Source organism: Baekduia sp. Peel2402, assembly GCF_052567285.1.
The window spans coordinates 4,893,485-4,919,299 of record NZ_CP199582.1 but is presented as its reverse complement, the minus strand read 5'-3'; the positions used below and the strand labels follow the sequence as shown (position 1 = coordinate 4,919,299).

Below are 25,815 nucleotides of genomic sequence, written 5' to 3'. Positions count from 1 at the left end.
CGACTGCGAGGTCCGGTAGCGCGCGAGGCTCATGCCGACACCCGCCCATCGAGTGCCAGCGACCGGCCCACGATCTCGCGCATGACCTCGTTCGCGCCGCCGTAGATCCGGCTGACGCGCGCGTCAGCAAAGGCGCGGCCGATCGGGTACTCGGCCATGTAGCCGTAGCCGCCGAAGAGCTGGAGGCAGCGGTCCAGGACGCGGCCCTGCAGCTCGGTGCACCACAGCTTGGCGGCCGCTGCGGCCTCGACGCTGAGCGCGCCTTCGGCCAGCCGCTCCATGCAGCGCTCGACGTAGGCCTGGCCGACCTCGACCTCGGTGGCGCAGTCGGCCAGCACGAAGCGCGTGTTCTGCAGCGTCCCGATCGGCGCGCCGAACGCGTGGCGCTCGCGGACGTAGGCGATCGTCCAGTCCAACCCGGCGCGCGCCGCGGCGACCGCGCCGATCGCGATCGACAGCCGCTCCTGGGCGAGGTTGCCGGTCAGCAGGCCGAAGCCCTGGCCCTCCTCCCCCAGCCGGTTGGCGACCGGGACGCGCACGTCCTCCAAGAACAGCTCCGCGGTGTCCTGCCCGTGCAGGCCGATCTTGCGCAGCCGCGGCCCGCGGGTGAAGCCCGCCATGCCGCGCTCGAGGACCACGAGGCTCAACCCGCGGTGGCGCTGGGCCGGGTCGGTCTTGACCGCGGTGACGACGAGGTCGGCGTTGAGGCCGTTGGTGATGAACGTCTTGGCGCCGTTGACGACGTAGTGCTCGCCGTCGCGACGGGCCGTCGTGGCGATGGCCGCCAGGTCCGAGCCGGTGCCGGGCTCGGTCATCGCGACCGCGAGGACCAGCTGGCCGGAGACGGTGCCGGGCAGCCAGCGCGCCCGCTGCTCGTCGTTGCCCGCGTCCAAGATGTAGGGCAACACGACGTCGTTGTGCAGGGTGATGGCCAACGCGACCGAGGCGGCGCCGACGCGGTGGGCCTCCTCGGCCAGGATCGCGTTGAAGCGGAAGTCGGTGACCCCGGCGCCGCCGTAGGCCTCGGGCACCTGGAGGCCGAGGAAGCCGTCGGCGCCGGCGCGCGCGAAGAGCTCGCGCGGGACGCCGTCGTCCTCCCACGCCTCGACGTGCGGCACGACGTGGCGGTCCAGGAACGCCCGCCAGCTCGCGCGGAAGTCCTCGTGCTCGTCGCCGTAACGGGGCGTCTGCGCGAGCAAGGCCTACACCTCGCCCATCAGCTCGCGCACGCGGCGCTGGAAGCGGACCAGCAGCGCCTCGCTGTCCTCCATCAGCCGCCCGCGCTCGATCGCGCCCGACGCCATGCCGCGGTGCATCGCCTCGCAGAGGCGGTTGTCCTCCTCGCCGACCTGCAGCGAGAGCTCGGTGACCTGGCGCGCGTACTCCTCCGAGGCGCCTTCGGGCAGGAAGACCGCGGTCCGCCCCGCGGTCGTGTTCGCGTCCACGGGCCAGTACCACGTGGCCTCGAACGCGCCCTCGCCCGGGTAGATGTTGATGGTCATGGACGGGAAGAGCAGGTGCCAGAGGCTGCCCTGCACCGGCCCAGCCTGTGTGGCCAGGACCGCCTGCTGCTCGTCGACCTTCCTGGTCTCTTTGACCTCGGCGGTGGCCGAGAGCAGGTCCCCGGCGGGCGCCAAGGCGTAGCGCTCGGCGCTGACGTCGAAGACCTTGGAGAAGCTCGGGTGGACGACCGCGCAGTGGTAGCACTCGAGGTAGTTCTCGCAGACGATCTTCCAGTTGGCCCTGATGTCCCAGTCATAGACCGGCCCGACCGGGACGAGCGCGTCGAGATCCATGCCGGCGGCGGCGATCGACGCGCTCATGGCGTCGAGCTCGGCGCGCGGCGGCTGCGCGTTGGCATCCACGTTGACCAGCACGAGCGGGCCCCACTCGCACACTGCGACCGGCTGTAGGTCGAGGCCGTCGCGGCAGAACGACGGCTCGCGATCGGCGCGCGGCGCGTTGCGCAGGCGGCCCTGGAGCGTGAACGTCCACGCGTGGTTGGGGCACTGCAGGAGCTTGGCCGGGCCAGCGCCCTGCGCCAGGATCATCGCCCGGTGCGGGCAGACGTTGCGGAAGCCGTGCAGGACGCCGTCGAGGTCGCGCGTCAGGACGACCGGCATCCCGCCGATCTCGGCCGTGGCGTAGGAGCCGGGCGTCGCCAGCTCGTGGGCCAGCGCGGCGACCTGCCACGTGGAGCGGAAGATGGTGGTGATCTCCGCACGGGCGCGCGCAGGGTCGGAGTACAACGTGGCGTCGAGCGCCACGTGCTGGATCTCGGCGGCGCTCACGCTCGCGCCCCGTCCGGCGCCAGCCGCGGCCACGGGCGCTCGCGCTCGATCGCCGCCGCGACCGCGAAGACCGACACGTCGTCGAACGTCGGGCCGACGACCTGCACGCCGGTCGGCAGCCCGTCGGCCGCAAAGCCGGACGGCATCGCCATCACCGGGCAGTTGGAGAACATGTTGAACGGGAGCGTCATCGCCTCCCGCGTCATCTGGTCCAGCGGCACGGTCACGCCCGCCTCCCACGACCCCACGGCCATCGTCGGGCAGATCAGCGCCCGGTGGTCTTCGAGCAGGCGGCCCAAGGCGGGGTACAACCCACCCTCGATCGCCATGCCCTCCAGCAGCGCCTCGCGCGGCAGCGCCCGGCCCCGCTCAGCCAGCGCGATGGTGTAGTCATTGAGTTGGTCGCGGTGCTCGTCGAGCAACGCGCCGATCCCGGCGCCCATCGTCGTCCCCAGGTGACAGAGCGCCGCATGGCCGATCTGCTCGGCGGTCCACGGCAGCTCGACCTCCTGGACGTCGGCGCCCGCGGCGCGCAGCGCGTCGGCGACCGCCAGCGTGTTGGCCGCCCAGTCGGCATCGACCGCGTAGTCGCCGAGCGTCACGCAGACCGCGACCTTCCAGCCCGCGATGCTCTCCGGCGTGCCCGGGATCCACAACTTCGGACGCAGCGACGCGACGTCGGTGTGGTGCGGGCCGGAGATCACGTTCTGCATCAGCGCGACGTCGGCGACCGAGCGGGCCATCGGGCCCTCGTGGCAGTAGTAATCGCGGTTGAACGGCGCCATCTCGGGCACGCGCCCGGGCGGCGGCTTGAAGCCGACCGTGCCGCAGTAGGCCGACGGGATCCGGATCGAGCCGCCGATGTCCGAGCCGGTGGCCAGCGGCGCGGTGCCGGAGGCCAGCGCGGCGGCCGAGCCGCCCGACGAGCCGCCGACCGCGCGCGACGGATCCCACGGGTTGCGCGTCGCGCCCCACAGCCGCGAGTGCGTCGTGGCCGTGCAGGAGTACTCGGGCGTGGCGGTCTGGGCGTGGACGATGCCGCCCGCCGCGAGGATCCGCTCCACGAACGGCGCGGTCTCGGTCGCGACGACCTCGGCGTGCACGAGCGACCCATAGGTGTTGGGCAGGCCTTCGATCGGCGCTTCCTCCTTGACCGCGACCGGCAGCCCGTCGAGCGGGCGCGTGCCGTCGCCGCCGCCCGCGTAGCGCGCCTCGGCCGCGCGGGCCTGGGCGAGCGCGTGCTCGGGGTGCGTGAACGGCAGCGCGTTAACGGTCGGCTCGACGGCCTCGGCTCGGGCCAGCACCGCCTCCATCAGCTCGACCGGCGAAAGCGCGCGTGTGCGGAAGAGCGCCAGCGCCTCCTGGGCGCCGAGCGCGTGCAGCGCGGTGCCAGCGATGCTCATGCCGCCACCGCGGCCGCGGCGGTCGCCGTCGCGCGCAGGACCTCGCCGCCGGTCGAGGAGGCGACCGCCAGCTCGAGTGTCGCGACGCCGTCGTCCACCGACGCGACGGCGCCCGTGAACGTCAGCACGTCGCCGGGCCAGACCTGGCCGACGAAGCGCACCTTGTAGGTCTTGAGGTTGTCCGGGCCGACCCAGCGCGCGAGGCGCACGCCGAGCATCCCCGCGTGGAGCATCCCCATGCCGAAGACCGTGGGGAAGCCGGCGGCCTGGGCCAGTGGCTCGTCGTGGTGGATCGGGTTGAGGTCGCCGCCCGCGCCGGCGTAGCGGACGATGTCGGTGCGCGTGAGCGGGCCCACGGTCGACTCCGGCATCGCATCGCCGGCGCTGAGCGCGACGGGCGCGACCGACAGCGGCGTCTCGGTGGCGCTCATGCCGCCGCTCCCGTCTCGACCAGCGTGTCGACGCGACGGATCGCGACCTCGCCGTCGGGCGCGACGAAGTCGGTGGCGATCGTCGCCAGCGTCATCGTCCCGCCGCGCTTGCCCTCGCGCGTCGTGATGTCGACGACGCGCGTGGTCGCGTGCAGCTCCTCGCCCATCGCGACGGGCCGCAGGAACTCCCACGCGGCCTCGCCGTGCAGCAGCCGGTTCAGGTCGGCGCCGAGGGCGATGGCCGGCGCGAGCGCGCCGTCGGGACGCCAGTGGTCGGCCAGGACGGTGGCGGTCGGCAACAGCGGCACGCGCTCAAAGCCCGCGGCCTGCGCGGCCTCCGGGTCATGCCACGTCGCATCGCCGTCGTGCAGCGCGCGGGCCAGCTCGTACAACTTGCTCCGCTCGACCGGGAAGCGCACGCTTCCCAGCTCCTTGCCCACCAGGTCCGGGTCGATCATGGCGGGCACCGTACACAAAAAAGTCGTCGTGATGTTTTTTTCTGTTACGGTCCCGATCATGTTCAACGACAAGACCGCCGTGATCACCGGCGGGGCCCGCGGGATCGGGCTCGCGACCGCCGAGCTGCTGGTCGCCGGCGGCGCCCGGGTCCTGATCGCCGACCTCGACGCAGACGCGGTCGCGCAGGCCGCCTCCGCCCTCGGCAACGACACCATCGCCTGGTCGGGCGACCTCACCCGCGACGGCGCTGCCGAGGAGCTCGTCGGCACCGCGGCCGAGGCCTTCGGCGGCCAGCTCGACATCGTGGTCAACAACGCCGGCTACACGCTCGACGCACCGGTCCACAAGCTCAGCGACGCCGACTTCCAGGCGATGCTCGACATCCACACGATCGTCCCCTTCCGCGTGCTGCGCGCCGCCGCGCCGCTGCTGCGCGAGCCCGCCAAGGCCGAGCGCGCCGAGGGCCGCGAGGTCTTCCGCAAGGTCGTCAACGTCGCGTCGCTGGCCGCCTACGGCAACGCCGGGCAGGCCAACTACTCCTCCGCCAAGTCCGGCGTGATCGGGCTCACCAAGACGCTCGCCCGTGAGTGGGGCGGCTACAAGGTCAACGTCAACGCGGTGGCCTTCGGCGTCATCGACACGCGGCTGACCGCGCCGAAGTCCGAGGACACCAAGATCGACATCAACGGCCGCGAGGTCGCGGTCGGCATCCCCGAGCAGGCGAAGGCCGCGATGAGCGCGATGATCGCGCTCGGCCGCCCGGGCACCGCCGCCGAGGCCGCGGGCGGGATCGCGTTCCTGTGCTCGCCGTGGAGCGACTACGTCACCGGCCAGGTGCTCAACGTCTCCGGCGGCATCGCGTTCGGGATGGGTGCATGATGGCCGGCGCGGCGGGACGGGCGTTCGTGGTCGGCGTCGGGATGACGCCGTTCGCCAAGCCCGGGACCAAGGACGGTGACTACCCGGACTGGGCGGTCGAGGCAGGCGGCGCGGCGCTGGCCGACGCGGGCGTGGAGTACAGCGCGATCGAGCAGGTCTTCGCCGGCTACTGCTTCGGCGACTCGACCTACGGCCAGCGGGCGGTGTACGGCCTCGGCCTAACCGGCGTCCCTGTTGTCAACGTCAACAACAACTGCGCGACGGGCTCCTCGGCGCTGTGGCTCGCGCGCCAGGCGATCCGCGGCGGGCTGGCCGAGTGCGTGCTGGCGATCGGCTTCGAGAAGATGGAGCGCGGATCGCTGGGCATGAAGTACTCCGATCGCACGCCCGCGCTTGACCGCCACCTCGACCGCATGGCCGACCTGCGCGCGCCCGAAAGCTCCCCTATGGCGCCGCAGATGTTCGGCAACGCCGGGCGTGAGCACATGGAGCGCCACGGCTCCACGCCCGAGCACTTCGCGTGGATCGGCTACAAGAACCACCTGCACTCCACCAACAACCCCTACGCCCAGTTCCAGAAGGCGTACACGTTGGAGGAGATCCTGGAGGCGCCGATGATCCACGAGCCGCTGACCAAGCTGCAGTGCTCGCCGACCAGCGACGGCGCCGGCGCAGTGGTCGTAGCCAGCGAGCGCTTCGTCGACGCCCACGACCTCTGGGCCGGCGCGATCGAGATCGCCGGGCAGGCGATGGTCACCGACCTGGCCTCTACGTTCGACGAGCGCGCGAGCTGCGCGACGATCGTCGGCTACGACATGTCCAAGGGCGCGGCCACGCTGGCCTACGAGGAGGCGGGCGTCGACGCGGCGGCCGTGGACGTCTGCGAGCTGCACGACTGCTTCTCGGCCAACGAGCTGCTGACCTACGAGGCGCTCGGCTTCGCGGCCGAGGGCGAGGGTCACCACCTGGTCGAGGCCAAGGCCACCACCTACGGCGGCACCGGCCCGGTCGTCAACCCCAGCGGCGGTCTGATCTCCAAGGGCCATCCGCTCGGCGCGACCGGCCTGGCGCAGTGCGCCGAGCTGACCTGGCAGCTGCGCGGGTCCGCGGGCCCGCGGCAGGTCGACGGCGCCCGCGTCGCGCTCCAGCACAACATCGGCCTGGGCGGCGCGGCCGTGGTCACGGTCTACACGCCCGCGAGCTGATCGCGAGAATGCGCCCATGACCCCGTCGACGCCCCGCCTCGGCTCGCTAGAGCCCAAGCAGGACCGCAGCCGCGCGACCCGCCGGCTGCTGCTGGACGCCGCCGTCGAGGAGCTGCTCGAGCACGGCTACCAGGGGCTGACGACGCTGGCCGTCGCCCAGCGCGCGGGCGTCTCGCGCGGCGCGGCGCAGGGCCACTTCCCGCAGAAGACCGCGCTGGTCGGCGAGGCGCTGCGGCACCTCGCCGAGCGCGAGGTGCAGGCAGTCCGCGACGTGGTCGAGACGGCCGCCGGCGATCCGCGCGAGCGCGCGCAGGCGGCGCTGGACTTTCTCTTCGAGCAGTTCAGCGGTCCGCTGTTTGCCGCGGTCACCGAGCTGGCGCTCGCCTCGCGCGGGGCGCCCGAGCTCCAGGCCGTGGTCGAGGAGGAGGAGCGCGCGATGTCGGCGCACGTCGCGGAGATCGCGCTTCAGCTGTTCGGCGCCGAGCGCGTCGAGACGCCGGGCTTCTCGACGCGCTGGACGACGGCGCTGGCGGCGATCCGCGGCGTCGCGCTGCTGCGCCTGCTGCGCCACTCGCCGCAGTCGACCCGCCGCCTATGGACGGGGACGCGCGGCGACCTGTTGGACATGCTGTTGCCCGACGACGGAAGGTCTTGAAGCGATGACGCTGTTGCGGTCAGGGGCGTTGGAGCGCCCGTTCGAGGAGCTGGCGGCACGCGCCGCGCGGCTGGCCGGCGGCCTCGCCGCGCTTGGCGCGCAGCCGGGCGATCGCGTCGCCTTGTTGATGCACAACGAGGCGCGCTTCGTGGAGGCGTCGATCGGGATCGGCCTCGCGGGCTGCGCGCCCGTGCCGATCAACTCGCACTGGACGGTCCGCGAGGTCGCCCACGTGCTGGCCGACAGCGGCAGCCGCGTCGTCCTCGCGCACGGCGACCTGGTCGGCGTGGTCGAGGAGGCGGCGCCGGGCGCGACGGTCGTCGAGGTCCTGGCGCCGGACGAGGTGGCGGCAGCGTTCGGGCTAGCGGGTTCCGCCACGACGCCAAGCGATCGCCATGCAGAGTACGAGGCGCTGGTCGCCGAGAGCGCGCCGCCCAGCGCGCCCGTCACCGCCGCGCCGATGAGCGTCATCTACACCTCGGGAACGACCGGGACGCCGAAGGGCGTCGTCCGTGATCCCACGCCGCCGGACCGCGCCCCCGCGCTGGCGCAACTGATCTGCCAAGGCCTGGCGTTTGCGCCCGGGATGAAGACGCTGATCCCGGCGCCGCTCTACCACACCGCCCCCAACGTCCACGCGCTGTTTGCCGTGCGCATGGGCTGCGAGCTGACGCTGATGCCGCGCTTTGACCCCGAGGCGCTGCTCGCGCTCGTGCAGGCCCACCGGATCGAGCACATCCAGATGGTCCCGACCATGTTCACGCGGTTGCTCGCGCTCCCTGAGGAGACGCGCGCGCGGTACGACGTGTCGTCCTTGCGGTCGGTCGTCCACGCGGCCGCGCCGTGCCCGGTTGAGGTCAAGCGGGCGATGATCGACTGGTGGGGCCCGGTCATCCACGAGTACTACGGCGGCACCGAGGTCGGTCTGGTCGTCACCACCGACACGGAGTCCTGGCTGGCGCACCCCGGCACCGTCGGGCGCCCGGTCGGCGACGCGGCGGTGCGGATCGTCGCCGGCGACGACGGACGCGACGCGGCGCCCGGCGAGACCGGCGAGATCTACCTGCGCCCGCCATCGGTCTGGCCGGACTTCACCTACATGAACCTGCCCGAGCAGCGCGCGGCCGTCGGCCTGGCGGACTACGTGACGCTCGGCGACGTCGGCCACCTCGACGCCGACGGCTTCCTGCACATCACCGACCGCGTCAAGGACATGGTCATCTCCGGCGGCGTCAACGTCTACCCCGCCGAGATCGAGCAGTGCCTGATGACGATGGACGGCGTCGCCGACGTCGCGGTCTTCGGCATCCCCGACGCCGACTGGGGCGAGGCCATCGCCGCCCACGTCCAGCTGCACCCAGGCGCCGTCGGGTCCGAAGACGCCGTCCGCGACCACGTCCGCCAAGAGCTCGCCGGCTACAAGGTCCCCCGCGTCGTGGTCTTCGAGGACCTGCCCCGCGAGGACACCGGCAAGCTCTTCAAGCGCCGCCTGGCCGAGCGCTACGCGCCACGCTGATCGCCTAGCGCTGCACGGTCGGGCGCACGACGATCTCGCCGACGTCGACGTCCTCGGGCTGCTCGACGGCGAAGGCGATCGCGCGGGCGATCGCCGCGGGAGCGATGCCGATGTCGTCGCCGCCCTTGGCGATCTCCGCGCGGATCGCGGGATCGGTGACCGAGTCGGCGAAGTTCGTGGAGACGTAGCCCGGCGAGACGACCGACACGCGCACGCCCGGGACGGCTTCCTGCCGCAGGCCCTCGGCCACCACGTTGACCGCGGTCTTGGTCGCGGCGTAGACGGCCATCGTCGGGACGATCCGGTGCGCGGCGGTCGACGACGTGATGACGACGTGCCCGGAGCCCTGCTCCTCGAAGACCGGCAGCGCCGCGGCGATCCCGTAGAGCACGCCCTTGAGGTTGATGTCGATCATGTCCTCCCAGTCGCTGACCCGCAGCGCGTCGAGGCGGGAGATCGGGCCGACGCCCGCGTTGTTGACGAGCACGTCGAGCCGGCCGTGTCGCTCGCGCGCCAGCGCGACGAGCGCCGCGACGTCCTCTCTGCGCCGGACGTCGGTGACGCGGTAAGTCGCGTCCGGGCCGATGCGCTGGGCTAGCGCGCGCAACGGCTCCTCGCGCCGCGCGCCGAGGACGACCTTGGCTCCGCGCGCGGCGAGCAGCTCCGCGGTCGCCTCGCCAATGCCGCTGCTCGCGCCGGTGATGGCGATGATCTTGCCTTCGATGTCAGTCACCGACATCACGCTAGCACGGCCGATGTCAGCCGCTGACATCAAGTCCGATAGCCTGTCCGGCGTGGCCCGCTGGGAACCCGACGCACGCCGACGCCTGCAAGACGCCGCGCTGGCGCTTTTTGCGCAGCACGGCTTCGAGCAGACGACCGCCAAGCAGATCGCCGAGCAGGCCGGGCTGACCGAGCGCACGTTCTTCCGCCACTTCGGCGACAAGCGCGAGGTGCTGTTCGGCAACGAGGCGGCGGTGACCGCGGCGCTGGTCGACGGCGTGGCCGGCGCGCCGGCGCGCGCCTCCACCGCGACGGCGATCGAGGCCGGACTGCGCGCCGCCGCGCGAGACATGCAGCCGCGGCGACCGTTCCTGCGGCGGTTCGCCGCCCTGGTGGACGAGCACCCCGAGCTGCGCGAGCGCGAGCTCATCAAGCAGCGCACGATGTCCGCCGCGTTGGCCGAGGCGCTGGGCGCCCGCGGGCTTGACGCGGTCCAGGCGCAGCTGGCCGCCGAGTTCGCGATCGTCGTGATGCGCCTGGGCTTCGAGCAGTGGCTCGCGCGGGGCGAGAAGCGCGAGCTGGAGGAGATCGTCGCCGACGTGCTCGCGCGGCGCCCGCTCTAGATCCGGTCGGGCGGCCTGAACCTAGGTACCCGGTCGTCGTTGCCTGCGCGCCGTGCCTCAGGCCCTGGCCGCGGCGTTCGCAGCGGCGTATGTTCGCGCCATGGCGGACAAGGTCTATGTCGACAACGTCGAGGCGACCGCGGCCTGGAACACGGTGCTGTTTGACCGTTTCAGCGAGTACCGCCACATCTTCGTCACCGCACTGCGGCGGTTCGGCGACGACGCGCTCGCCGGCGATCCGCCCAACGCGGGCGATCGGATCCTCGACGTCGGCTGCGGCTTTGGCGACACGAGCCGCCAGCTCGCGCTGATCGCCGGCCCCGACAGCCACGTCACCGGGATCGACGCAGCCGAGCGCTTCATCGCCGCGGCCGTCGAGGAAGCCGAAGCCGACGCCGCCGAGAACGTCGCGTTCCGCGTCGCTGACGTCCAGACCGAGCCGCTGGGCGGTCCCTACGACTACGCCTTCGCGCGCATGGGGACGATGTTCTTCGCCAACCCGGTCGCCGCCATGCGCAACGTGCGCAAGTCGCTGCGTCCGGGCGGCCGCCTGGTCATGGTCGTCTGGCGGCGCAAGCTCGACAACGAGTGGATGTACCGCTCCGAGCAGGTCGTCGACCGTCACGTGCCCAAGCCCGACGCCGAAGCCTCTGAAGCCCTGACCTGCGGGCCTGGTCCGTTCTCCATGGCCAACGCCGACACGACCGGCGACATCCTCAAGGCCGCCGGCTTCGACACCATCAGCTTCCGCCGCATCGACATCGACATGCTCGTCGGCGGTGACCCCGAGGAGGCCGTCGCGGTCGCCCTCGCCCTCGGGCCCGCCGCCGAGACCGTCCGCCTCGCCGGCGACGACGCCGAGCGCGTGCGTCCGCTGATCGAGCGGGACCTGCTCGCGCTGGCCGGCGAGTACCGGACGGCCTCAGGCGAGGTCGTCGCGCCTGCCTCCGCGTGGGTCGTCGGCGCCCGCGCTCCCGCCTAGCGCTGACGCTGATCACCACGCCCTCTCACCCACGCCGGGTGACGCGTCCTCACCTGGTCTGCGGCCAGCATGCCGCGCATGAGCGACGCGCGACGGGCAGTGCTGCCGATCCCTGACACCAAGCACATCGGGGTGACGACCTACACGGCGACCGATCCCGACACGTCCTATCCGCCGATCGCGCCGCTGCGCCCGCCGGAGGGCGCGCCGAACGTGCTGGTGATCCTGCTCGACGACGTCGGCTTCGGCGCCTCCAGCGCCTTCGGCGGCCCGTGCGCGACGCCGACCGCGGAGCGGCTGGCCAACGGCGGCCTGAAGTACACGCGCTTCCACACGACCGCGTTGTGCTCGCCGACGCGCGCGGCGCTGCTCAGCGGCCGCAACCACCACAGCGTCGGCATGGGCGCGATCACCGAGATGGCGACGTCGGCGCCGGGCTACAACTCGCTGCGGCCGAACACGTGCGCGCCGTTGGCCGAGATGCTGCGCCTCAACGGCTACTCGACCGCGCAGTTCGGCAAGTGCCACGAGGTGCCGGTCTTCGAGTCCAGCCCGATCGGCCCGTTCGACCACTGGCCCCATCCCGGCGGCGGCTTCGAGCAGTTCTACGGGTTCATCGGCGGCGAGAACAACCAGTGGTACCCGGCGCTGTACGAGCAGACGACGCCGGTCGAGCCGTGGGGCACGCCCGAGGAGGGCTACCACCTGATGGCCGACCTGGCCGACCGGGCGATCCTCTGGACGCGCCAGCAGAAGTCGATGGCGCCCGACAAGCCGTTCTTCACGTACTTCGCACCGGGCGCGACCCACGCACCGCATCACGTCCCGCAGGAGTGGATCGAGAAGTACAAGGGCCAGTTCGACGACGGTTGGGACGCCCAGCGCGAGGCGACGTTCGCGCGCCAAAAGGAGCTGGGCGTGATCCCGCCCGAGGCTGAGCTGACCCCGCGCCACGACGAGATCCCGGCCTGGGAGGACATGGACGACGCGCTCAAGCCGGTGCTCGCGCGCCAGATGGAGGTCTACGCCGGCTTCCTGTCCTACGCCGACCACCACGTCGGCCGCGTGATCGACGCGCTCGACGACCTGGAGCTGCTCGACGACACGCTGATCTACTACATCATCGGCGACAACGGCGCCTCGGCCGAGGGCACCGTGATCGGCACCACGAACGAGATCATGGTCTCCGAGGCGCCCGACCTCGCGACCCCCGAGTGGCTGATCGAGCGCATCGACGACCTCGGCACGCCCAAGGCCTACAACCACTACGCCGTCGGCTGGGCGCACGCGATGTGCACGCCGTACCAGTGGACCAAGCAGGTCGCCTCGCACTGGGGCGGCACGCGCAACGGCACGATCGTCCACTGGCCGGGCGGGATCAAGGCCAAGGGCGAGGTCCGCAACCAGTTCGCCCACGTCATCGACGTCGCGCCCACCGTCATGGCGGCGGCCGGCCTGCCGTTCCCGACGATGGTCAACGGCGTCGACCAGGAGCCGTTCCACGGCGCCGACATGTCTTACGCCTTCGACGACGCGCTGGCCGCCGAGCGCCACGAGACGCAGTACTTCGAGATGATGTGCAACCGCGGGATCTTCCACAAGGGCTGGACGGCGGTCACCAAGCACGCCACGCCGTGGGAGTTCTCCGGGCGCAGCGAGGACCTTGAAGCCGACGTCTGGGAGCTGTACGACACGACCACGGACTGGTCCCAAGCCCACGACCTCGCGGCCGAGCACCCGGACAAGCTGGCCGAGCTTCAGCGCCTGTTCGAGATCGAGGCCACCAAGTACAACGTCCTGCCGCTGGACCCGCGCTTTGCCGAGCGCTTCAACGCCGAGATGGCCGGCCGGCCGAACCCGGTCGCCGGCCGCCAGCAGCTCCTGTTCGGCGGCATGCACCGCCTACAGGAGAACGTGATCATCAACATCAAGAACAAGTCGCACGCGATCACGGCCGAGATCGAGCTGCCCGAGGACGGCGCGGCCCAGGGCGTGATCGTCGCCCAAGGCGGCAGCACCGGCGGCTGGGCGCTCTACGTCCACGCGGGCGCACTGCGCTACACCTACAACTTCACCGGCGCGCAGATGTACAAGGTCGAGACGACCACCCCGTTGCCCGCAGGCACCCACCAGGTCCGAGCGGAGTTCGCCTACGACGGCGGCGGGATCGGCAAGGGCGGCGACGTCACGCTCTACCTCGACGGCGAGCAGGTCGGCTCCGGCCGCGTCGAGCGCACCCACTGGGGCATCTTCTCGATGGACGAGACCACCGAGGTCGGCAGCGACGCCGGCGCGCCGGTCAGCGACGACTACGGCCCGTCCGACAACGCCTTCACCGGCGCGGTGAGCTGGGTCCAGCTCGACATCGACGAGGCGGCCGAGGACCTCGACCACCTGATCAGCCCGCAGGAGCGCTTCCGCCTGGCGATGGCCAAGCAGTAGCAGCGCGCCAGCGGGCGGCGCACTGTGGCAGGCTCTCGGCGTGCCCGAGCTGCCGTTCGACCCGATCTCCGAGGCCGCCCGCCAGTGGCGCAAGCACTGGGGCGCCTCGGCGGTGCCGTCGATGGTCGCGGTCACCTCGATCATGCGCACCGAGCAGATCCTCACCGCGCGTCTGAACGAGGTGCTCAAGCCGTGGGCGTTGACGTTCCCGCGCTACGAAGCGTTGATGTTGTTGTTCTACAGCCGCAACGGCTCGCTGCCGCTGGGCAAGATGGGCGAGCGGCTACAGGTCCACCCCACCTCGATCACCAACACCATCGACGGCCTCCAGAAGCTCGGCTACGCGGAGCGCACGCGCCACGAGGAGGACCGGCGCAAGTGGCTGGCCTCGATCACCGAGCGCGGCCGCGTGGTCGCCGCCGAGGCCACCGAGGCGATCAACGCCGCCCGCTTCGGGACCGCGCCGCTGAAGCGCGCGCAGCTCCAGGACCTCTCCGCGATCCTGCGCGAGCTACGCGACGACGCCGACGACCTCGGCAGCTGACACCGGCGCGTACTCGTAGAAGCCGCGGCCGGACTTGCGGCCGTGGTGGCCGCTGACGACCATCCGCTTCAACAACGGCGGCGGGGCGTACTCAGGGCGCTTGAACTCCTCATACAGCGAGTCGCAGATCGCGTAGAGCACGTCCAGGCCGATGAAGTCGCACAGCGTCAGCGGGCCCATCGGGTGCGCGGCGCCGAGCTTCATCCCCGTGTCGATGTCCTCGCGCGACGCGAAGCCCTCCTCGTACATCCGCATCGCGGCGACCAGGTACGGGACCAAGAGCATGTTCACGATGAACCCCGAGCGGTCCTTGGTGCGAATCGCGGTCTTGCCGATCGCCGCGGCGAAGGCCTGCGCGCGCAGCACCGCGTCGGCGCTGGTGTCCAGCGCGACGACGACCTCGATCAGCTTCATCACCGGCACCGGCGAGAAGAAGTGCAGGCCCAGCACGCGCTCGGGGTGCCGCGTCCAGGACGCCAGCTGCGCGATCGGGATCGACGAGGTGTTGGACGCCAGCAGCGCCTCGGGCGCCAGCCAGCCGTCGATCTCCCGGAAGACCTTGCCCTTGACCTGCGGGTCCTCGACGATCGCCTCGATCACGATGTCGCTGCCGTCCAGCGCCTTCAGGTCGGTCGTCCACGTGATCCGCGCGCGCAGCGCGTCCGCCTCGCCGGCCTCGAGCTTGCCGCGCGCCACCGCGCGCTCCAGCGAGGAGTCGATGCGGTCGCGCGACCGCTTCAACGACGCCTCCTCAGGCTCGTAGAGCACCACCGGGATCCCGGCGCGCGCCGTCGACTCGGCGATGCCGGACCCCATGAACCCGGCGCCCACGACGCCGGCCTGGGTGAACACGTCCTCTTGCTGCATGTGGGGGCTCCTTCGGGGAAACGGGGTGCGCTGGCGATCACGCTAGCACTGCACGTTGTTCCGATAGTCGGCATTCCTACTATCTGAGATCCGACCGCCTCCCTGGATTGCCGCTCCAGGCCCGGTAAGATGGTCACACGTGCTGATAACCCGGGTCCTGGCCAAGCTCGAACCCGGAGGCGCCCAGCTCTCCTTGCTGCGCATCAGCCGAGCGCTCGCCGCGCGTGGGCACCAGACGCGGTTGCTGGTCGCCTTCGCGAGCGACGCGGGTGTCGACCTCGCCCGTGCCCACGGCATCGAGCCCGAGCTCATGGGCGCCTCCGCCGACCTGCAATGGCGCGGCGATCCGGCGTTCGCCGCATGGCTGGCGCCACGGCTCACCGACGCCGACGTGGTGCACGCGCACATGTTCGGCGGCTGGTGGGCGGCGGCGCGCGCCATGCCCGCCGGCATTCCGCTGTTCGCCAGCGAGCACAACGACTACCTCTGGCCGGCGCTCCCTCAGTGGCGCGCGATGGCCGAGGCCGTCGACCGGATCGACCACTTCTACGCCCACAGCCCGGGCGCCCGCGTCGGCATCCTGCGTGCGGGCCTGCGCCCGGAGCGCGTCGCACGCGGGGTTTCACCGGTCGACGGCCTCGATGCCGTCGAGCGCCGTGGGCTGCCGGCCGAGCGGATCGTCTACACCGGGCGCCTGAGTGCCGACAAGGGTCCCGACGTGTTGTTGGAGGCGATCGGGATGATGGAGGCCTCGCCGCCGGTGTTCATGCTCGGGGCGGGAGTCCTTGAGCCCTCGCTGCGCGGGCGGATCGCCGAGCTGGGCCTCGGCGGCCTCGTGACGCTCCCGGGCTGGAAGGACAATCCGGGCAGCTGGGTGGCGGGCGCCACGGTGCAGGCGTGCCCGTCGCGCGACGAGGCGTTCTCCCAGGCGGCGGCGCTCGCGATGGGCTTGGGCGTGACGGTCGTCGGCACGCGCGTCGACGGGTTCCCCGAGACGCTCGCCGAGGATCGCGGGATCCTCGTCGAGCCCGACGATCCTGCCGCGCTGGCCGAGGCGCTGCAGGACGTCGTCGACGGCGCGCGCCAGACCGACATCGCCGGCGCGCGGGACTGGGCGCAGCAGTTCGAGGTCTCCCGCGTCGCCGCGCGCTACGAGGCCGACTACGCCGAGCGCGTCCTGCCGCTGGCCGCCGCATGACCGACGCCGTGGACGACCGCCCGACGCCGGAGGACCTTCAGGCCTGGCACGTCCTGCGCCCGCTGCTCGACGGGGGCGGCTACCTGCCGTGGAACACGGGCGCGATGCGCCCGGCCGGCCTCGTGTTGGTGTGCAACGAGATCATGTACGCCAACGCCACGAGCGTCGTGGAGTGCGGCAGCGGCGCCAGCACCGTCCTCCTGGCCCGGCTGCTGCGCCAGCGCGGGGCCGGCACGCTGACCGCCGTCGAGCACGACGAGGAATGGGCCGCCCGCGTCCGCGACCTCCTGCGCCGCGAGCGGCTCGACGCCGTCGCGACCGTGGTGCACGCGCCGCTGACGGGCGAGCCGGCGTGGTACGACCGTGTCGCGTTGGAGCCGTCCCTCCCAGCCGCCATCGACCTCCTCGTCGTTGACGGACCACCCGCCTTCGAGCCACAGGACGTGCACCGCCGCCTGCCGGCCCTGACGTTCTTCGAGCCCCGGCTGGCCCACGACGCCACGGTCTTCCTCGACGACGTCGACCGCGCCGGCGAACGCCACGTCCTGGACCGCTGGGAGGAGACGACCTCCTGGCGCTTCCAGGTCGCAGCGCACACCGGCGTGGCGCGTGGCCGACGTCAGCCGTGAGCGACTTGCCGTCTAGCGGCGGTCGAGGTCGATCCCGGCCGGCAGCGTGAAGGTCGGGAAGCGCTTGGGGTTGTTGGTGGTCTTGCGCACCCGCGTGGACAGGCGGTAGACCGCCGCCGTGGCGCCAGCCGGCGCCGGGACCGTGACCGAGAACGTGCCGTCGGCCGCGGGCCTGAACGCCTTGACCAGCACGGTCTTGTGGCACGAGACGCGGCGCACGAGCCGGATCGGGTCCACCGGGTTCGACAACGGCAGGCCGACGCGGCCGGCGACCGTGACCTTCCCGTTCGTCGCCGTCAGCCGCGTCAGCGTCATCCGCCGGTGCAGCTTTAGCGGCAGCGAGGCCGCGCGGCCCAGCTCGGCGGTGTAGCGCGCGTCGTTGCTGGCCCGGATCGCCCTTGAGGGCAGCGGCGCGGTCGTGGTGAAGAACCCGTCCTTGGCGACCTTGGCGGTCGCGACGACCCGCCCGGTCGCGCGCAGGCGGATCTTGACCTGACGGCCGACCAGCGCGCGATCGGCCGCGCCCCGGACCTTCACCGAGCGCTTGCCCGGCAGGACGTCGAGCAGGATGAGCTTGCGGTCGGTGCACGCCAGCAGCTGGGCCGACGCGCTCAGCGCCGTGAGCGGCTTGGCGCCCGCGGCCGCCGTGGGCACCACCCCGCCCTGCGCCACCGTCGGGCCGTCGTCGACCGGCGGGCAGTCGCCGGTCCGGCCGACCTTCGCCTCGCCCGCCACCGCGTCGAGGATCTCGCGGCCGCCGAGCGTGAGCCGGGCGTGCAGCGCGCGCTGGGTCAGCGTCCCGCCGGCCACGACCTGCTCAGGGGCCCTGACCGTGAGCTGGGCGACGGTCGCCGGGATCTGGATCGGCGGCAGCGCGGCGAGCGCCGGGCCGATCAGCCCTTGGACGGTGGCCAGCAGCGGCGCGGTCAGGCCGTCGAGCGCGGTCGTGACCGAGACCTTGGAGAGGTCGAGCGTCGACAGGTTGATCGACGTGGTGTCCAACAGCGTCAGCGCCTGGCTGGCGACGCCGTCGACCAGCGTGACCGGCTGCCCCAGCGCTTCAAGGCCTACGACTTCGCTGCTGCCGGTCAACGACGGCACGCCGGCCGCGCAGCCCGCCGCCGCCGTCGAGCGCAGGACGTCGGCGCCGAGCACGTCGCCCGCCGCCAGCCGCCCGCCGGGCAGGGCCGCGCGGACCGCGTCGCGGATGTCCAACTCGATCGCGCTCGGAAAGGTCGGCACGAGCAGCCGCAGCGTGGTGACCAGCGCGGGCGGCAGCGGGACCGATATCGGCGGCAGCGCCGCGATGAACTGCTCCGTGGGCAGCTGGAGGTCGGGCAAGAGGCCGCCGACGCCGACGTGCAGCCCGGCGACCGCGCCGGTGGCCCCGGCGCGCGGGCCCGTCCCGTCGAACGTGGTGGAGGCGGTCAGCGCGGTCGCCGACAGCAGCGGCGTCACCGCGACCGACGGGCCGGTGGCCCCGGTCGCGCACGCCGTCCCGCGGCCGGTAACGCTCGGCTCGATCGCCAGGCTGCCCGCGAGCGTCGCCCGCAGCGCGCTGGCCTCGCAGCCGAACGACGGCGTAGCTGCCTGTCCGGCCGCCGGCGTCAGCGCCAGCGCCGTGACCGCCAGCGCGCCCGCCGCGCTGGCCTTCCCCGTCCGGATCCGTGGATCTCGCATGTGGTGCTCCCTCACTCGATGATGGTGGTGTTGGTCTACGAAGTTGGTGGTGTCGCTCAGCGCCGGTAGGCGTGCTGGCGCCGGGCGACGGTGAAGCGCTCCGAGCGCGCGGCCGAGGCGACCGGCATGCCGAGCTCGGCCCGCTCGATCGCGAGCTCCTGGAGCACGTGGGTGGCCCAGGGGCGCGTGGCCATCCCGCCGCCGCCCGCGACAACCAGGGCGCCCGTCCGCCCGTCGGCGAACGGCACCGCGACGCCGACGAGGACCGCCTCGCCGAGCGGCCCGCCGGGCGCGACCGGGACGATGATCGGCACGTCGTTGAGGACGGCCAGGCGCGCGGCGCGCAGCGCGAGCGCCTCGCCCGCCGGCGGCACGACCGCCCCGCCGCGCCCCGTGGCCACCAGCGGCCCCCGTGCGTCGGAGGCCGAGAAGACCCACCCGGTCCGTGCGCGCAGCGCGGTGCGCAGATGGCGGGCCGCGCGGTCGTCCGGCCCGGCGGCGGTCGCGCGGCGGTCGTCGTCGCCGGCGCCCAGGCGCGTCCGGTGGCCCGCCGCCTCCGCATCCGCACGGCTGGCCGAGGCGCACAACGCCATCACCAGCAGCACGCCGAAGGTCGAACATGCGGCCACGCCGCAGCCGACCATCCAGGTCAGTCCCGTCACAAGCTCCCCCTGCTCCAGCGCCGCTCCCGTGGCGCCCTTCTCCGGCGAATGCCCTTCACCGGCCTGACTTTCCGCCCGTCGCTCCGCAACCCAGAGCAACGTGAGGTCCGTCGTTCTAGCAGCGCTGAACGGCGCCTGTGAGCAGAATCATCCGATCGGTTGATCCGCCGCGAGGAGCTGACCGCTGAGTCCTACCTTGCGGCCGATGATCCGCGTCGTAGTGGTCGACGACCACCCGCTCTACCGCCAGGCCCTGGCCGACACCGTCGGGGCTGCGCCTGAGCTCCAGCTGGCCGGCGCCGCCGGGGACGGGGACGCGGGGCTGAAGCTGATCCGCGATCTCGATCCCGACGTCGCGATCGTCGACGTCCGCCTCGGCCGCCACGACGGGCCCGACATCGCCCGCGCAATCGAGCAGAGCAGCCTGCGCACGCGCATCCTGTTCATCTCGGCCCACGACGACGGCGCCACCGTCCATCGCGCGCTCGCCGCCGGCGGCAACGGCTTCCTCACCAAGGACGCCGGCAGCATCGAGATCCGGCGGGCGATCATCGGGATCCTGCGCGGCGAGGTCGTCCTCGCGCCCTCAGCCCAGGCCCAGCTGACCGCCGAGCTGCGGCGTCAGTGCCTGCCCGAGCACCCGCTGCTGACCGAGCGCGAGCAACAGATGTTGGAGCACATCGCCGAGGGCCAGACGGTGGCCGAGATCGCCACCGACCTCTACCTCAGCCAGGCGACCGTCAAGTGCCACCTGCGCAGCCTCTACGCCAAGCTGGAGGTCGGCGAGCGCGCCGCCGCCGTCGCGACCGCGATGCGACGCGGGTTGTTGTCCTAGTCAATGTCGGCGATCAGCGCGCGCAGGTAGGCCACGTGGGTGCGGAGCGCCTTGCGACCGGGTCCAGTCAAGGAGATCCAGGTGGTGCGGTGGCCGAGGTGCGCGCCCTTCCGGCTGCTGACGTAGCCGGCCTTGGCGAGCGTCGAGATGTGCTTGGACAACACCGAGTCGCTGACCGCCAGGCGCTCGCGCAGCGTGGCGAACTCGGCCTCGGAGACCGCGGTGAGCGTCGTCATCAGCGTCAGGCGCGCGGGCGCGACCAGGAGCGGGTCCGGCCCGGCCTTCAACGTTCGAGCACCAGCAGGACCAGGCCGCCGACGGCCGCGAGCGACATGATGGCCAACCACGCCGCCGACTCGCCCCGGCCGTGCACCTCGGGCTCCGCTCGATACGCCGCCAGCCAGCGCCGACCACCGAGCGCGTAGGCCACGCCGCCTCCGGCTGAGGCCAGCGCGACCAGCAGCCACTGCCCCGCGAACGCCGCCCAGATCGCCGCGGCCAATGCGACCACGTAGGACGACGACGCCAGCGTGCCCGTCCCCAGCACGACGCGGCCGGCCAGCCCGCCGAGCCACACGCCGTTGTCACGACGAAAGCGCGTGAGCTGCACCACGCCGACGACGGCGAAGACCGCTAGCCCGGCGACGAGGGTCCACGGCGCGCCGCCACCGAGACCCACCGCCGCGGTTCCGATCTGCACCGCGATCGCCGCGCCGATCGAGGTGGCGAACCACGACGGCAGCACGATGCCAGCGGCCAACCGCGCCCGTGACGCCTCAGCCCCCACCAGCGCCGCGGCCGCTTCATCGCGGCTCGGAGGCCTCCATGAGCTTTCCATACTGGAAAGCTAGCAGCTACTTGCCAGATTGGAAAGTGGCTCCGCGCCGGCCCGGCGAGGCGTCGCGCCGCCCGCCGCCGACGCCATCGCGCCAACGTCAGACCGCCCGCGCATGCCTCGCCGCCCTAGCGGTTACGTCTTGGCCGGGTCCAGCACGGGCCCACCGCACAGATCACGACGACCTCGAGGAGGCCCGCATGTCATCCACCGTCGAACACCGCCTCCAGGACCGGCCGTCCCTGGCCGGAGACGCCCAGCTCCAGCTGATCCGGCGCTACGCGCGCATGTTGCGCTCCGCGCCGGCCGCGACCCGCATGGCGGCGCGAGCGACCTCGTCCGATACGAAGGTTCGCTCAGCGCTCGCGCACGGCCATCGGTCCGCCGCGCCGCGCCCGTAGATCGCCTCGCGTAGGACCGCCCCGCCGCGGAGCGGTCCTACGCAGCGCCGCGTTCACGGCCGAGAGCCGATGCCGGTCCGCAGCTCACGGTTGCGAAAGCGGCCGCCGGCGTGACGGTCCAGCGGCGGCGTCGGGCCGCCCGCGCCGCGGCCGAGGCCGTCGAGCAGCTCCAGCAAGGCGTCGCCCGCGCTGTGGCGTGGCTCCCACCCCAGCTCGGTCCGGGCGCGGGTGGTGTCCATCACCGGCACTCCGCGGGCGAGGTCGATCCAACCCGGCGAGGTCGGCTGCAAGTGCGCGCGCCAGGTCAGCGAGGCCGCGGCGCGCAGGGCCCGCGCGGGCACCGGCACCGTCCGCGCGCCGAGCACGCGGGCCAGCGCGTCGGCGTCGAGCACCGGGTCGGCCGCGACGTTGAACGCGCCGCGCACGTCGCGCTCGGCGATCACGCGGCGGTAGGCGTCGGCGACGTCGTCAGCGTGCACGGCCTGGAACGACAGCCGATCGGTGCGCGGGACGATCGGGACCAGGCCACGGCGCAGCAGCGGGTTCGGGACCAGCGGCCCGAGGAAGAAGCGGCGAATTTTCGCTGGCGGCGTCGCGCTGGAAGATCAAGCCCGGCCGCAGACGCACGACCCGTACATGTTGGTGCTCGGCCTCCAGCGCGTCGAGCATCCGCTCCACGCGCGCCTTGTGCTGGGAGTAGGTGCTGGTCGCGATCCCATCGGTCGCCCAGGACTCGTCGACCGCGCGGTCTTTCGGCCCCGGCGAGTAGACCCCGACCGAGGACGCCACGACCAGCGTCCCCGCGCCCGCCGCCAGCGCCGCGTCGAACACGCGGCGCGACCCATCGACGTTGGTGGCCTCCATCACCTGCGGATGGCGGTCGGGCTGGATCAGCCAGGCGAGGTGGACGACGACGTCGGCGCCACGCAACGCGGGAACGAGGTCGTCGCGCGTGATGTCGGCGCTCACCCAGCTCACCTTCTCGGCCGCCTGCGCCGGCCGCCGCCGCGCGATGCCGACGATCTCCCGCACGCGCTCATCGCGCTGCAGCGCCCGCACGACGGCCGACCCGACGTTCCCCGTTGCCCCGACGATCGCAACTCTCATGCTCTCGACCTCCCCGGCCGCCGCGCGCTTGACGCACGAGTCCGGGCGGTGGCCGACGCGGTCAACCGGTCTGCTGCCCGAGCTTGTCGGCCAGCCGGTCAGGGATCAGCGGGCGCAGGGCGGTGGCGATCCGGCCGGAGGCGCCGACGACGTAGCGCGTGTCGGGCTTCTCGGCGGTCAGCGCCTCGGCGATCGCGCCAGCCACGTCGTCGGCGGACTTGCCGTGCTCGTCGGCGCTGCGCAGGCTGTCGCGGAATCCGGCGAGGCGCTCGCGGTAGCGCAGAAGGCGCGGCGAGCCGTCACGCTCCAGCTCGTCGAGCGAGGCAATGGCCTTGGTCCAGATCGGCGTGGAGATCGCGCTGGGCTCGATCAACACCACGTCGATGCCCTCCGGCTCCAGCTCCTGGCGCCACACGTCGCCGATCGCCTCGATCGCGAACTTCGACGCGTGGTAGGCGCCCGCGAACTGCGAGGCGAGGATCCCGCCGACCGAGCCGACGAACAGCACCCGGCCCGGCGCGCCCTCGCGGATCAGCGGCAGGAACGCCTGTGTCGTGGCGACCTGGCCGACGACGTTGACCTCCAGCTGGCGGCGCAGCGCGTCCAGCGGCAACGCTTCGAGCGGGCCGGGGAAGCCGACGCCCGCGTTGTTGACGATCCCATCCAAGCCGTGGCCAGGGCCGAGGATCCGCTCGGCCTCCGCGGCCGCCGCCGCGACCGACGCCTCCGAGCTCACATCAAGCTCTACGACGTGCAGCCCGTCGGACGGCTCCGGCAGCTCGCCGGTCACGCCGCGTTGCTCGACGCCGGCGAACACCTGGTGGCCGTCTTCGAGGAGGCGCTTGGCGATCGCGGCGCCGATGCCCGTTGACGCGCCCGTGATCAAGAACGTTGACATGCATCTGCGCTACCCGCTCGGCGGCCGGCTCACGGCTCCAGGTAGAAGACCTCGCTCGCGATGTCCTGCGCGACGTCCATGCCGCTGACGAACCCGCGCACCGTGCGGCCGGTGATCCGCTCGATCGTCCCGCGGAAGTCCTGCTCGCGGGCGTACTGGAACAGGAGGCGGACGTCGCGCAGGCGCTGGTGCTCGCCCAGCTCCGCCATCGTGTGCTCCGCCGGCGTCATCGAGTTCTCCAGCGTCACCAGGATCGCGTTGGGGCCGGCGAAGTGGGTCCGTGCCTGGGTCGGCCCGCGACCGAAGAGCTCCTTGTACAGGCGCACCATCTCGTTGGAGATCTGCGCCGTCACGGCTCCGGGATGGTCGGTCTCGTCGCCGACGGCCTGAACGGACGGATCGCTCGCCATGGTGGTCACCTCCGCGTCCCTCTGAAGCGGTCGCACGTACCGGGAGGGACGGGAGTCTGAGACGCGCGATGCTGCATGTTCGACCTACCCGCGCGGTCGCGACGCGACGCCCGAGCGCTCTACCCCTCGCGTTCGAGGTAGAAGACCTCGCAGGAGACGTCCTTCTTGGTGTCCATCCTGCTGACGAAGGCGCGGACGCGGCGCCCCGTGTTGCTCTCGATCACCTCGCGGAAGTCGGCCTCCCGGGCGTACTGGAACAGCATGCGGATGTCGCGCAGACGCTGGTGCTCGCCGAGATCGGCCATCGTCTGCTCCGCCGGCGTCAGCGACTCCTCCAGCGTGACGATGATCGTGTCGGGCCCGGCGAAGTCCGTCCGTGCCCGCTTGGGACCGCGCCCGAACAACGACTTGTACAGCCGCACCATGTCGTTGGAGATCTGCGCGGTGATCGCCAGCGTCCGTTCGGTCGCGTCGACGTCTTCGGCATCTGGTCTTTGCAGAGAAATGAGGACTCCTCAGGGGTCTGTTACTCACCTCTGAGGGCGGCGCCGACGGAGTCCCGGCCCCGATCACGCACGTCCCACAGTCCAGCCATGAGCAGGAACGTGCCCGCGGACCCGCTGCTGTTCTGGGCCGATTCTAGCTAGCGGCAGGGGTGACATCGAGGCATTCCGGTCAGCCCCACCGGGAAGAGCCAAGGTGTGGGCCTGGCCTCTAGGGCATTTAGTTAGCCCGGCCGGGCACTCAGGGCGTGAGGCGGCCCGCACCCTCGGACCGCGGGGGTGCGGTGCCCCTCCGCCCGTCTTTGTCCGGACCCGGACTGACCGCCCAGGCCGCTGACTGGATCGGGTTTAACGTTTGACCAAGAGCCGCGGCAGGCGTTGCAAGGCGACGCACGCGACGGCTCCGCGAAGACCGAGGACCGCATGACGCCGCCGATGACCTCGGCGGGCACGGCGCACTCAGGACCATCCCCCTGATGCTTGAGGAGGCGCCATCTCCACTCGTTCCCCGCGCGCACCGCACCTGCCCCCGGTGCAGGCCCCGCGCCACGACGATCTGCTGCTGTCGCGCTACGCCGCGTCCCACTCGCCCGAGCTGCGCGAGCAGCTCGTCCTGCGTTACCTGCCGCTCGCGCGCTATTGCGCCAACCAGTTCGCCCGTCCGAGCGAGCCGTTCGACGACCTGCTCCAGGTCGCGAGCCTCGGCCTCATCAAGGCGCTGGAGCGCTACGACCCGGCGCGCGGCGTCTCGTTCAGCAGCTACGCGCTGCCGACGATGAAGGGCGAGCTGCGGCGGTATTTCCGCGATCGCGGCTGGACCGTCCGCCCGCCCCGCGACCTCCAGGAGCACGCGCTGGCCACCGAGCGCGCGACGGCGACGCTGATCGCCGATCTCGGCCGCAGCCCCACCATCGCGGAGATCGCCGAGCAGGCGGGGCTGAGCTGCGAGGCCGTGCTGGATGCTCGCGAGGCGCTCGCCGCCCGGGTCGGGACGTCGCTCAGCGCGCCGATCAACGTCGCCGAGGGCGACGGTCACGCGCTGGTCGACACCATCGGCTTCGTCGACGACGGGTTCGAGACCGTCGAGCAGCGGGCGACTATCGACGCCCTGACTCGGATCCTGACCCTTCGCGAGCGCGAGATCCTGTGGTTACGCTTCGCCGAGGACCTGACGCAGAGCGAGATCGGCGCGGCGGTCGGCCTGTCGCAGATGCACGTCTCGAGGGTGCTGCGCGCGGTCATGGACAAGCTGCGAAACGCCGCGGCCGCGACACCGCTCCCGGCCCGCGGACCGGCGCTGAGCGATCCATGCACGCTGGCACGCGCCGGGCGGGTAATGCCCGGAGCATGATCCTTAACGCGCTCGTCCTCGCGGCCGACGCCGGCCGCGGCGGCCAGGACCCCGGCTCCGGCATCGCCTTCGGGCTGATCGCGGCGATCGTCGTCGCGGTCGTCCTCGTCGCCGCGCTCGGATTCTGGGTCCAGCACCGGCTGGCTCGCAGGAGCAAGGGCGGTATCGAGCACGAGCCGGGCGAGTTCCAGCGCGGCAACCCGCCGTTTGAGTCGATCGGCCGCCGCCGCGACTGAGCGCCGGTCCCCGGAAGCCGTCGACGGCCACGACGCATTCGGCCTCGTGG

At 72.3% G+C, this 25,815-nt stretch carries 30 protein-coding genes; 14 read left to right on the top strand and 16 right to left on the bottom strand.

Annotated features, from left to right (window positions below):
* Positions 1–29 precede the first annotated feature (29 nt).
* The 5 genes from ACT01A_RS24050 to ACT01A_RS24030 are packed head-to-tail and all read right to left on the bottom strand — an operon-like array spanning position 30 to position 4,583.
* A complete protein-coding gene (locus ACT01A_RS24050; RefSeq protein ID WP_445149642.1) occupies positions 30–1,199 on the bottom strand; it encodes an acyl-CoA dehydrogenase family protein in 1,170 nt (389 codons plus the stop codon).
* A gap of 3 nt (positions 1,200–1,202) precedes the next feature.
* Positions 1,203–2,291, bottom strand: coding sequence for an aromatic ring-hydroxylating oxygenase subunit alpha (locus ACT01A_RS24045; RefSeq protein WP_445149641.1), 1,089 nt, complete (start codon positions 2,289–2,291; stop codon positions 1,203–1,205).
* Positions 2,288–3,694, bottom strand: a complete 1,407-nt coding sequence (locus tag ACT01A_RS24040) for an amidase (RefSeq protein WP_445149640.1) — start codon at positions 3,692–3,694, stop codon at positions 2,288–2,290. Before ACT01A_RS24040 ends, ACT01A_RS24045 begins: the two co-directional genes overlap by 4 nt.
* Positions 3,691–4,125 carry a MaoC/PaaZ C-terminal domain-containing protein gene (locus ACT01A_RS24035; protein ID WP_445149639.1) on the bottom strand — a complete coding sequence of 145 codons (435 nt, stop codon included), beginning with the start codon at positions 4,123–4,125 and terminating at the stop codon, positions 3,691–3,693. The genes ACT01A_RS24040 and ACT01A_RS24035 overlap by 4 nt, the downstream gene beginning before the upstream one ends.
* Positions 4,122–4,583, bottom strand: coding sequence for an FAS1-like dehydratase domain-containing protein (locus ACT01A_RS24030; protein ID WP_445149638.1), 462 nt, complete (start codon positions 4,581–4,583; stop codon positions 4,122–4,124). Before ACT01A_RS24030 ends, ACT01A_RS24035 begins: the two co-directional genes overlap by 4 nt.
* Positions 4,584–4,641: 58 nt before the next feature.
* Between ACT01A_RS24030 and ACT01A_RS24025 the strand changes: the two genes are divergently transcribed.
* The 4 genes from ACT01A_RS24025 to ACT01A_RS24010 are packed head-to-tail and all read left to right on the top strand — an operon-like array spanning position 4,642 to position 8,839.
* Positions 4,642–5,463 carry an SDR family NAD(P)-dependent oxidoreductase gene (locus tag ACT01A_RS24025; protein ID WP_445149637.1) on the top strand — a complete coding sequence of 274 codons (822 nt, stop codon included), beginning with the start codon at positions 4,642–4,644 and terminating at the stop codon, positions 5,461–5,463.
* Positions 5,460–6,668 (top strand): thiolase C-terminal domain-containing protein, encoded by a 1,209-nt coding sequence (locus ACT01A_RS24020; protein ID WP_445149636.1) that lies wholly within the window; start codon positions 5,460–5,462, stop codon positions 6,666–6,668. Before ACT01A_RS24025 ends, ACT01A_RS24020 begins: the two co-directional genes overlap by 4 nt.
* Positions 6,669–6,684: 16 nt before the next feature.
* Entirely contained in the window at positions 6,685–7,323 is a 639-nt protein-coding gene (locus tag ACT01A_RS24015) for a TetR/AcrR family transcriptional regulator (protein ID WP_445149635.1), read from the top strand.
* A gap of 4 nt (positions 7,324–7,327) precedes the next feature.
* The gene (locus ACT01A_RS24010; RefSeq protein ID WP_445149634.1) at positions 7,328–8,839 is read left to right on the top strand and encodes an AMP-binding protein; all 1,512 of its coding nucleotides are present in this window, start codon (positions 7,328–7,330) and stop codon (positions 8,837–8,839) included.
* Positions 8,840–8,843: 4 nt separating this feature from the next.
* Here ACT01A_RS24010 and ACT01A_RS24005 read toward each other — a convergent pair whose 3' ends face one another.
* A complete protein-coding gene (locus ACT01A_RS24005; RefSeq protein ID WP_445149633.1) occupies positions 8,844–9,572 on the bottom strand; it encodes an SDR family oxidoreductase in 729 nt (242 codons plus the stop codon).
* A gap of 61 nt (positions 9,573–9,633) precedes the next feature.
* Between ACT01A_RS24005 and ACT01A_RS24000 the strand changes: the two genes are divergently transcribed.
* From ACT01A_RS24000 to ACT01A_RS23985, 4 genes are all read left to right on the top strand, one after another.
* Positions 9,634–10,185 carry a TetR/AcrR family transcriptional regulator gene (locus ACT01A_RS24000; RefSeq protein ID WP_445149632.1) on the top strand — a complete coding sequence of 184 codons (552 nt, stop codon included), beginning with the start codon at positions 9,634–9,636 and terminating at the stop codon, positions 10,183–10,185.
* Between the two features lie 100 nt (positions 10,186–10,285).
* Positions 10,286–11,167, top strand: a complete 882-nt coding sequence (locus ACT01A_RS23995) for a class I SAM-dependent methyltransferase (protein ID WP_445149631.1) — start codon at positions 10,286–10,288, stop codon at positions 11,165–11,167.
* A 78-nt stretch (positions 11,168–11,245) separates the two neighbouring features.
* The gene (locus ACT01A_RS23990) at positions 11,246–13,609 is read left to right on the top strand and encodes a sulfatase-like hydrolase/transferase (RefSeq protein ID WP_445149630.1); all 2,364 of its coding nucleotides are present in this window, start codon (positions 11,246–11,248) and stop codon (positions 13,607–13,609) included.
* Between the two features lie 40 nt (positions 13,610–13,649).
* Positions 13,650–14,153: a MarR family winged helix-turn-helix transcriptional regulator gene (locus ACT01A_RS23985; RefSeq protein ID WP_445149629.1), complete on the top strand. Its 504-nt coding sequence runs from the start codon at positions 13,650–13,652 to the stop codon at positions 14,151–14,153.
* Here the strand turns inward: ACT01A_RS23985 and ACT01A_RS23980 are convergent.
* Positions 14,121–15,020, bottom strand: a complete 900-nt coding sequence (locus tag ACT01A_RS23980) for a 3-hydroxybutyryl-CoA dehydrogenase (RefSeq protein WP_445149628.1) — start codon at positions 15,018–15,020, stop codon at positions 14,121–14,123. The genes ACT01A_RS23985 and ACT01A_RS23980 overlap by 33 nt on opposite strands.
* Before the next feature lie 139 nt (positions 15,021–15,159).
* On the opposite strand from ACT01A_RS23980, the gene ACT01A_RS23975 reads away from it, so the two are divergent.
* Both ACT01A_RS23975 and ACT01A_RS23970 read left to right on the top strand, forming a co-directional pair.
* A complete protein-coding gene (locus ACT01A_RS23975) occupies positions 15,160–16,218 on the top strand; it encodes a glycosyltransferase (protein WP_445149627.1) in 1,059 nt (352 codons plus the stop codon).
* Positions 16,215–16,847, top strand: coding sequence for a class I SAM-dependent methyltransferase (locus tag ACT01A_RS23970; RefSeq protein ID WP_445149626.1), 633 nt, complete (start codon positions 16,215–16,217; stop codon positions 16,845–16,847). Before ACT01A_RS23975 ends, ACT01A_RS23970 begins: the two co-directional genes overlap by 4 nt.
* Before the next feature lie 12 nt (positions 16,848–16,859).
* Here the strand turns inward: ACT01A_RS23970 and ACT01A_RS23965 are convergent, their stop codons facing one another.
* Both ACT01A_RS23965 and ACT01A_RS23960 read right to left on the bottom strand, forming a co-directional pair.
* A complete protein-coding gene (locus ACT01A_RS23965; protein ID WP_445149625.1) occupies positions 16,860–18,527 on the bottom strand; it encodes a hypothetical protein in 1,668 nt (555 codons plus the stop codon).
* A gap of 56 nt (positions 18,528–18,583) precedes the next feature.
* Positions 18,584–19,189, bottom strand: a complete 606-nt coding sequence (locus ACT01A_RS23960; protein ID WP_445149624.1) for a hypothetical protein — start codon at positions 19,187–19,189, stop codon at positions 18,584–18,586.
* 205 nt (positions 19,190–19,394) lie between these two features.
* On the opposite strand from ACT01A_RS23960, the gene ACT01A_RS23955 reads away from it, so the two are divergent.
* The gene (locus ACT01A_RS23955) at positions 19,395–20,024 is read left to right on the top strand and encodes a response regulator (protein ID WP_445149623.1); all 630 of its coding nucleotides are present in this window, start codon (positions 19,395–19,397) and stop codon (positions 20,022–20,024) included.
* On the opposite strand, the gene ACT01A_RS23950 is transcribed toward ACT01A_RS23955, so the two are convergent.
* Together ACT01A_RS23950 and ACT01A_RS23945 are read right to left on the bottom strand one after the other, a co-directional pair.
* The gene (locus ACT01A_RS23950; RefSeq protein ID WP_445149622.1) at positions 20,021–20,311 is read right to left on the bottom strand and encodes a transcriptional regulator; all 291 of its coding nucleotides are present in this window, start codon (positions 20,309–20,311) and stop codon (positions 20,021–20,023) included. The two genes, ACT01A_RS23955 and ACT01A_RS23950, sit on opposite strands and share 4 nt — an antisense overlap.
* A complete protein-coding gene (locus ACT01A_RS23945) occupies positions 20,308–20,784 on the bottom strand; it encodes a hypothetical protein (protein WP_445149621.1) in 477 nt (158 codons plus the stop codon). The genes ACT01A_RS23950 and ACT01A_RS23945 overlap by 4 nt, the downstream gene beginning before the upstream one ends.
* Positions 20,785–21,059: 275 nt before the next feature.
* Between ACT01A_RS23945 and ACT01A_RS23940 the strand changes: the two genes are divergently transcribed.
* The gene (locus tag ACT01A_RS23940; protein ID WP_445149620.1) at positions 21,060–21,260 is read left to right on the top strand and encodes a hypothetical protein; all 201 of its coding nucleotides are present in this window, start codon (positions 21,060–21,062) and stop codon (positions 21,258–21,260) included.
* Between the two features lie 53 nt (positions 21,261–21,313).
* On the opposite strand, the gene ACT01A_RS23935 is transcribed toward ACT01A_RS23940, so the two are convergent.
* The 5 genes from ACT01A_RS23935 to ACT01A_RS23915 form a co-directional block, all read right to left on the bottom strand.
* Entirely contained in the window at positions 21,314–21,739 is a 426-nt protein-coding gene (locus ACT01A_RS23935) for a hypothetical protein (RefSeq protein WP_445149619.1), read from the bottom strand.
* Positions 21,729–22,367, bottom strand: coding sequence for an NAD-dependent epimerase/dehydratase family protein (locus ACT01A_RS23930; protein WP_445149618.1), 639 nt, complete (start codon positions 22,365–22,367; stop codon positions 21,729–21,731). The genes ACT01A_RS23935 and ACT01A_RS23930 overlap by 11 nt, the downstream gene beginning before the upstream one ends.
* 61 nt (positions 22,368–22,428) lie before the next feature.
* Positions 22,429–23,265 carry an SDR family NAD(P)-dependent oxidoreductase gene (locus ACT01A_RS23925; protein WP_445149617.1) on the bottom strand — a complete coding sequence of 279 codons (837 nt, stop codon included), beginning with the start codon at positions 23,263–23,265 and terminating at the stop codon, positions 22,429–22,431.
* A 29-nt stretch (positions 23,266–23,294) separates the two neighbouring features.
* Positions 23,295–23,675, bottom strand: coding sequence for a Na-translocating system protein MpsC family protein (locus ACT01A_RS23920; protein WP_445149616.1), 381 nt, complete (start codon positions 23,673–23,675; stop codon positions 23,295–23,297).
* A gap of 119 nt (positions 23,676–23,794) precedes the next feature.
* The gene (locus ACT01A_RS23915; RefSeq protein WP_445149615.1) at positions 23,795–24,100 is read right to left on the bottom strand and encodes a Na-translocating system protein MpsC family protein; all 306 of its coding nucleotides are present in this window, start codon (positions 24,098–24,100) and stop codon (positions 23,795–23,797) included.
* Positions 24,101–24,710: 610 nt separating this feature from the next.
* Between ACT01A_RS23915 and ACT01A_RS23910 the strand changes: the two genes are divergently transcribed.
* Positions 24,711–25,529 (top strand): SigB/SigF/SigG family RNA polymerase sigma factor, encoded by an 819-nt coding sequence (locus ACT01A_RS23910; protein WP_445149614.1) that lies wholly within the window; start codon positions 24,711–24,713, stop codon positions 25,527–25,529.
* Entirely contained in the window at positions 25,526–25,765 is a 240-nt protein-coding gene (locus tag ACT01A_RS23905) for a hypothetical protein (protein WP_445149613.1), read from the top strand. Before ACT01A_RS23910 ends, ACT01A_RS23905 begins: the two co-directional genes overlap by 4 nt.
* The last annotated feature ends 50 nt before the right edge of the window (positions 25,766–25,815 follow it).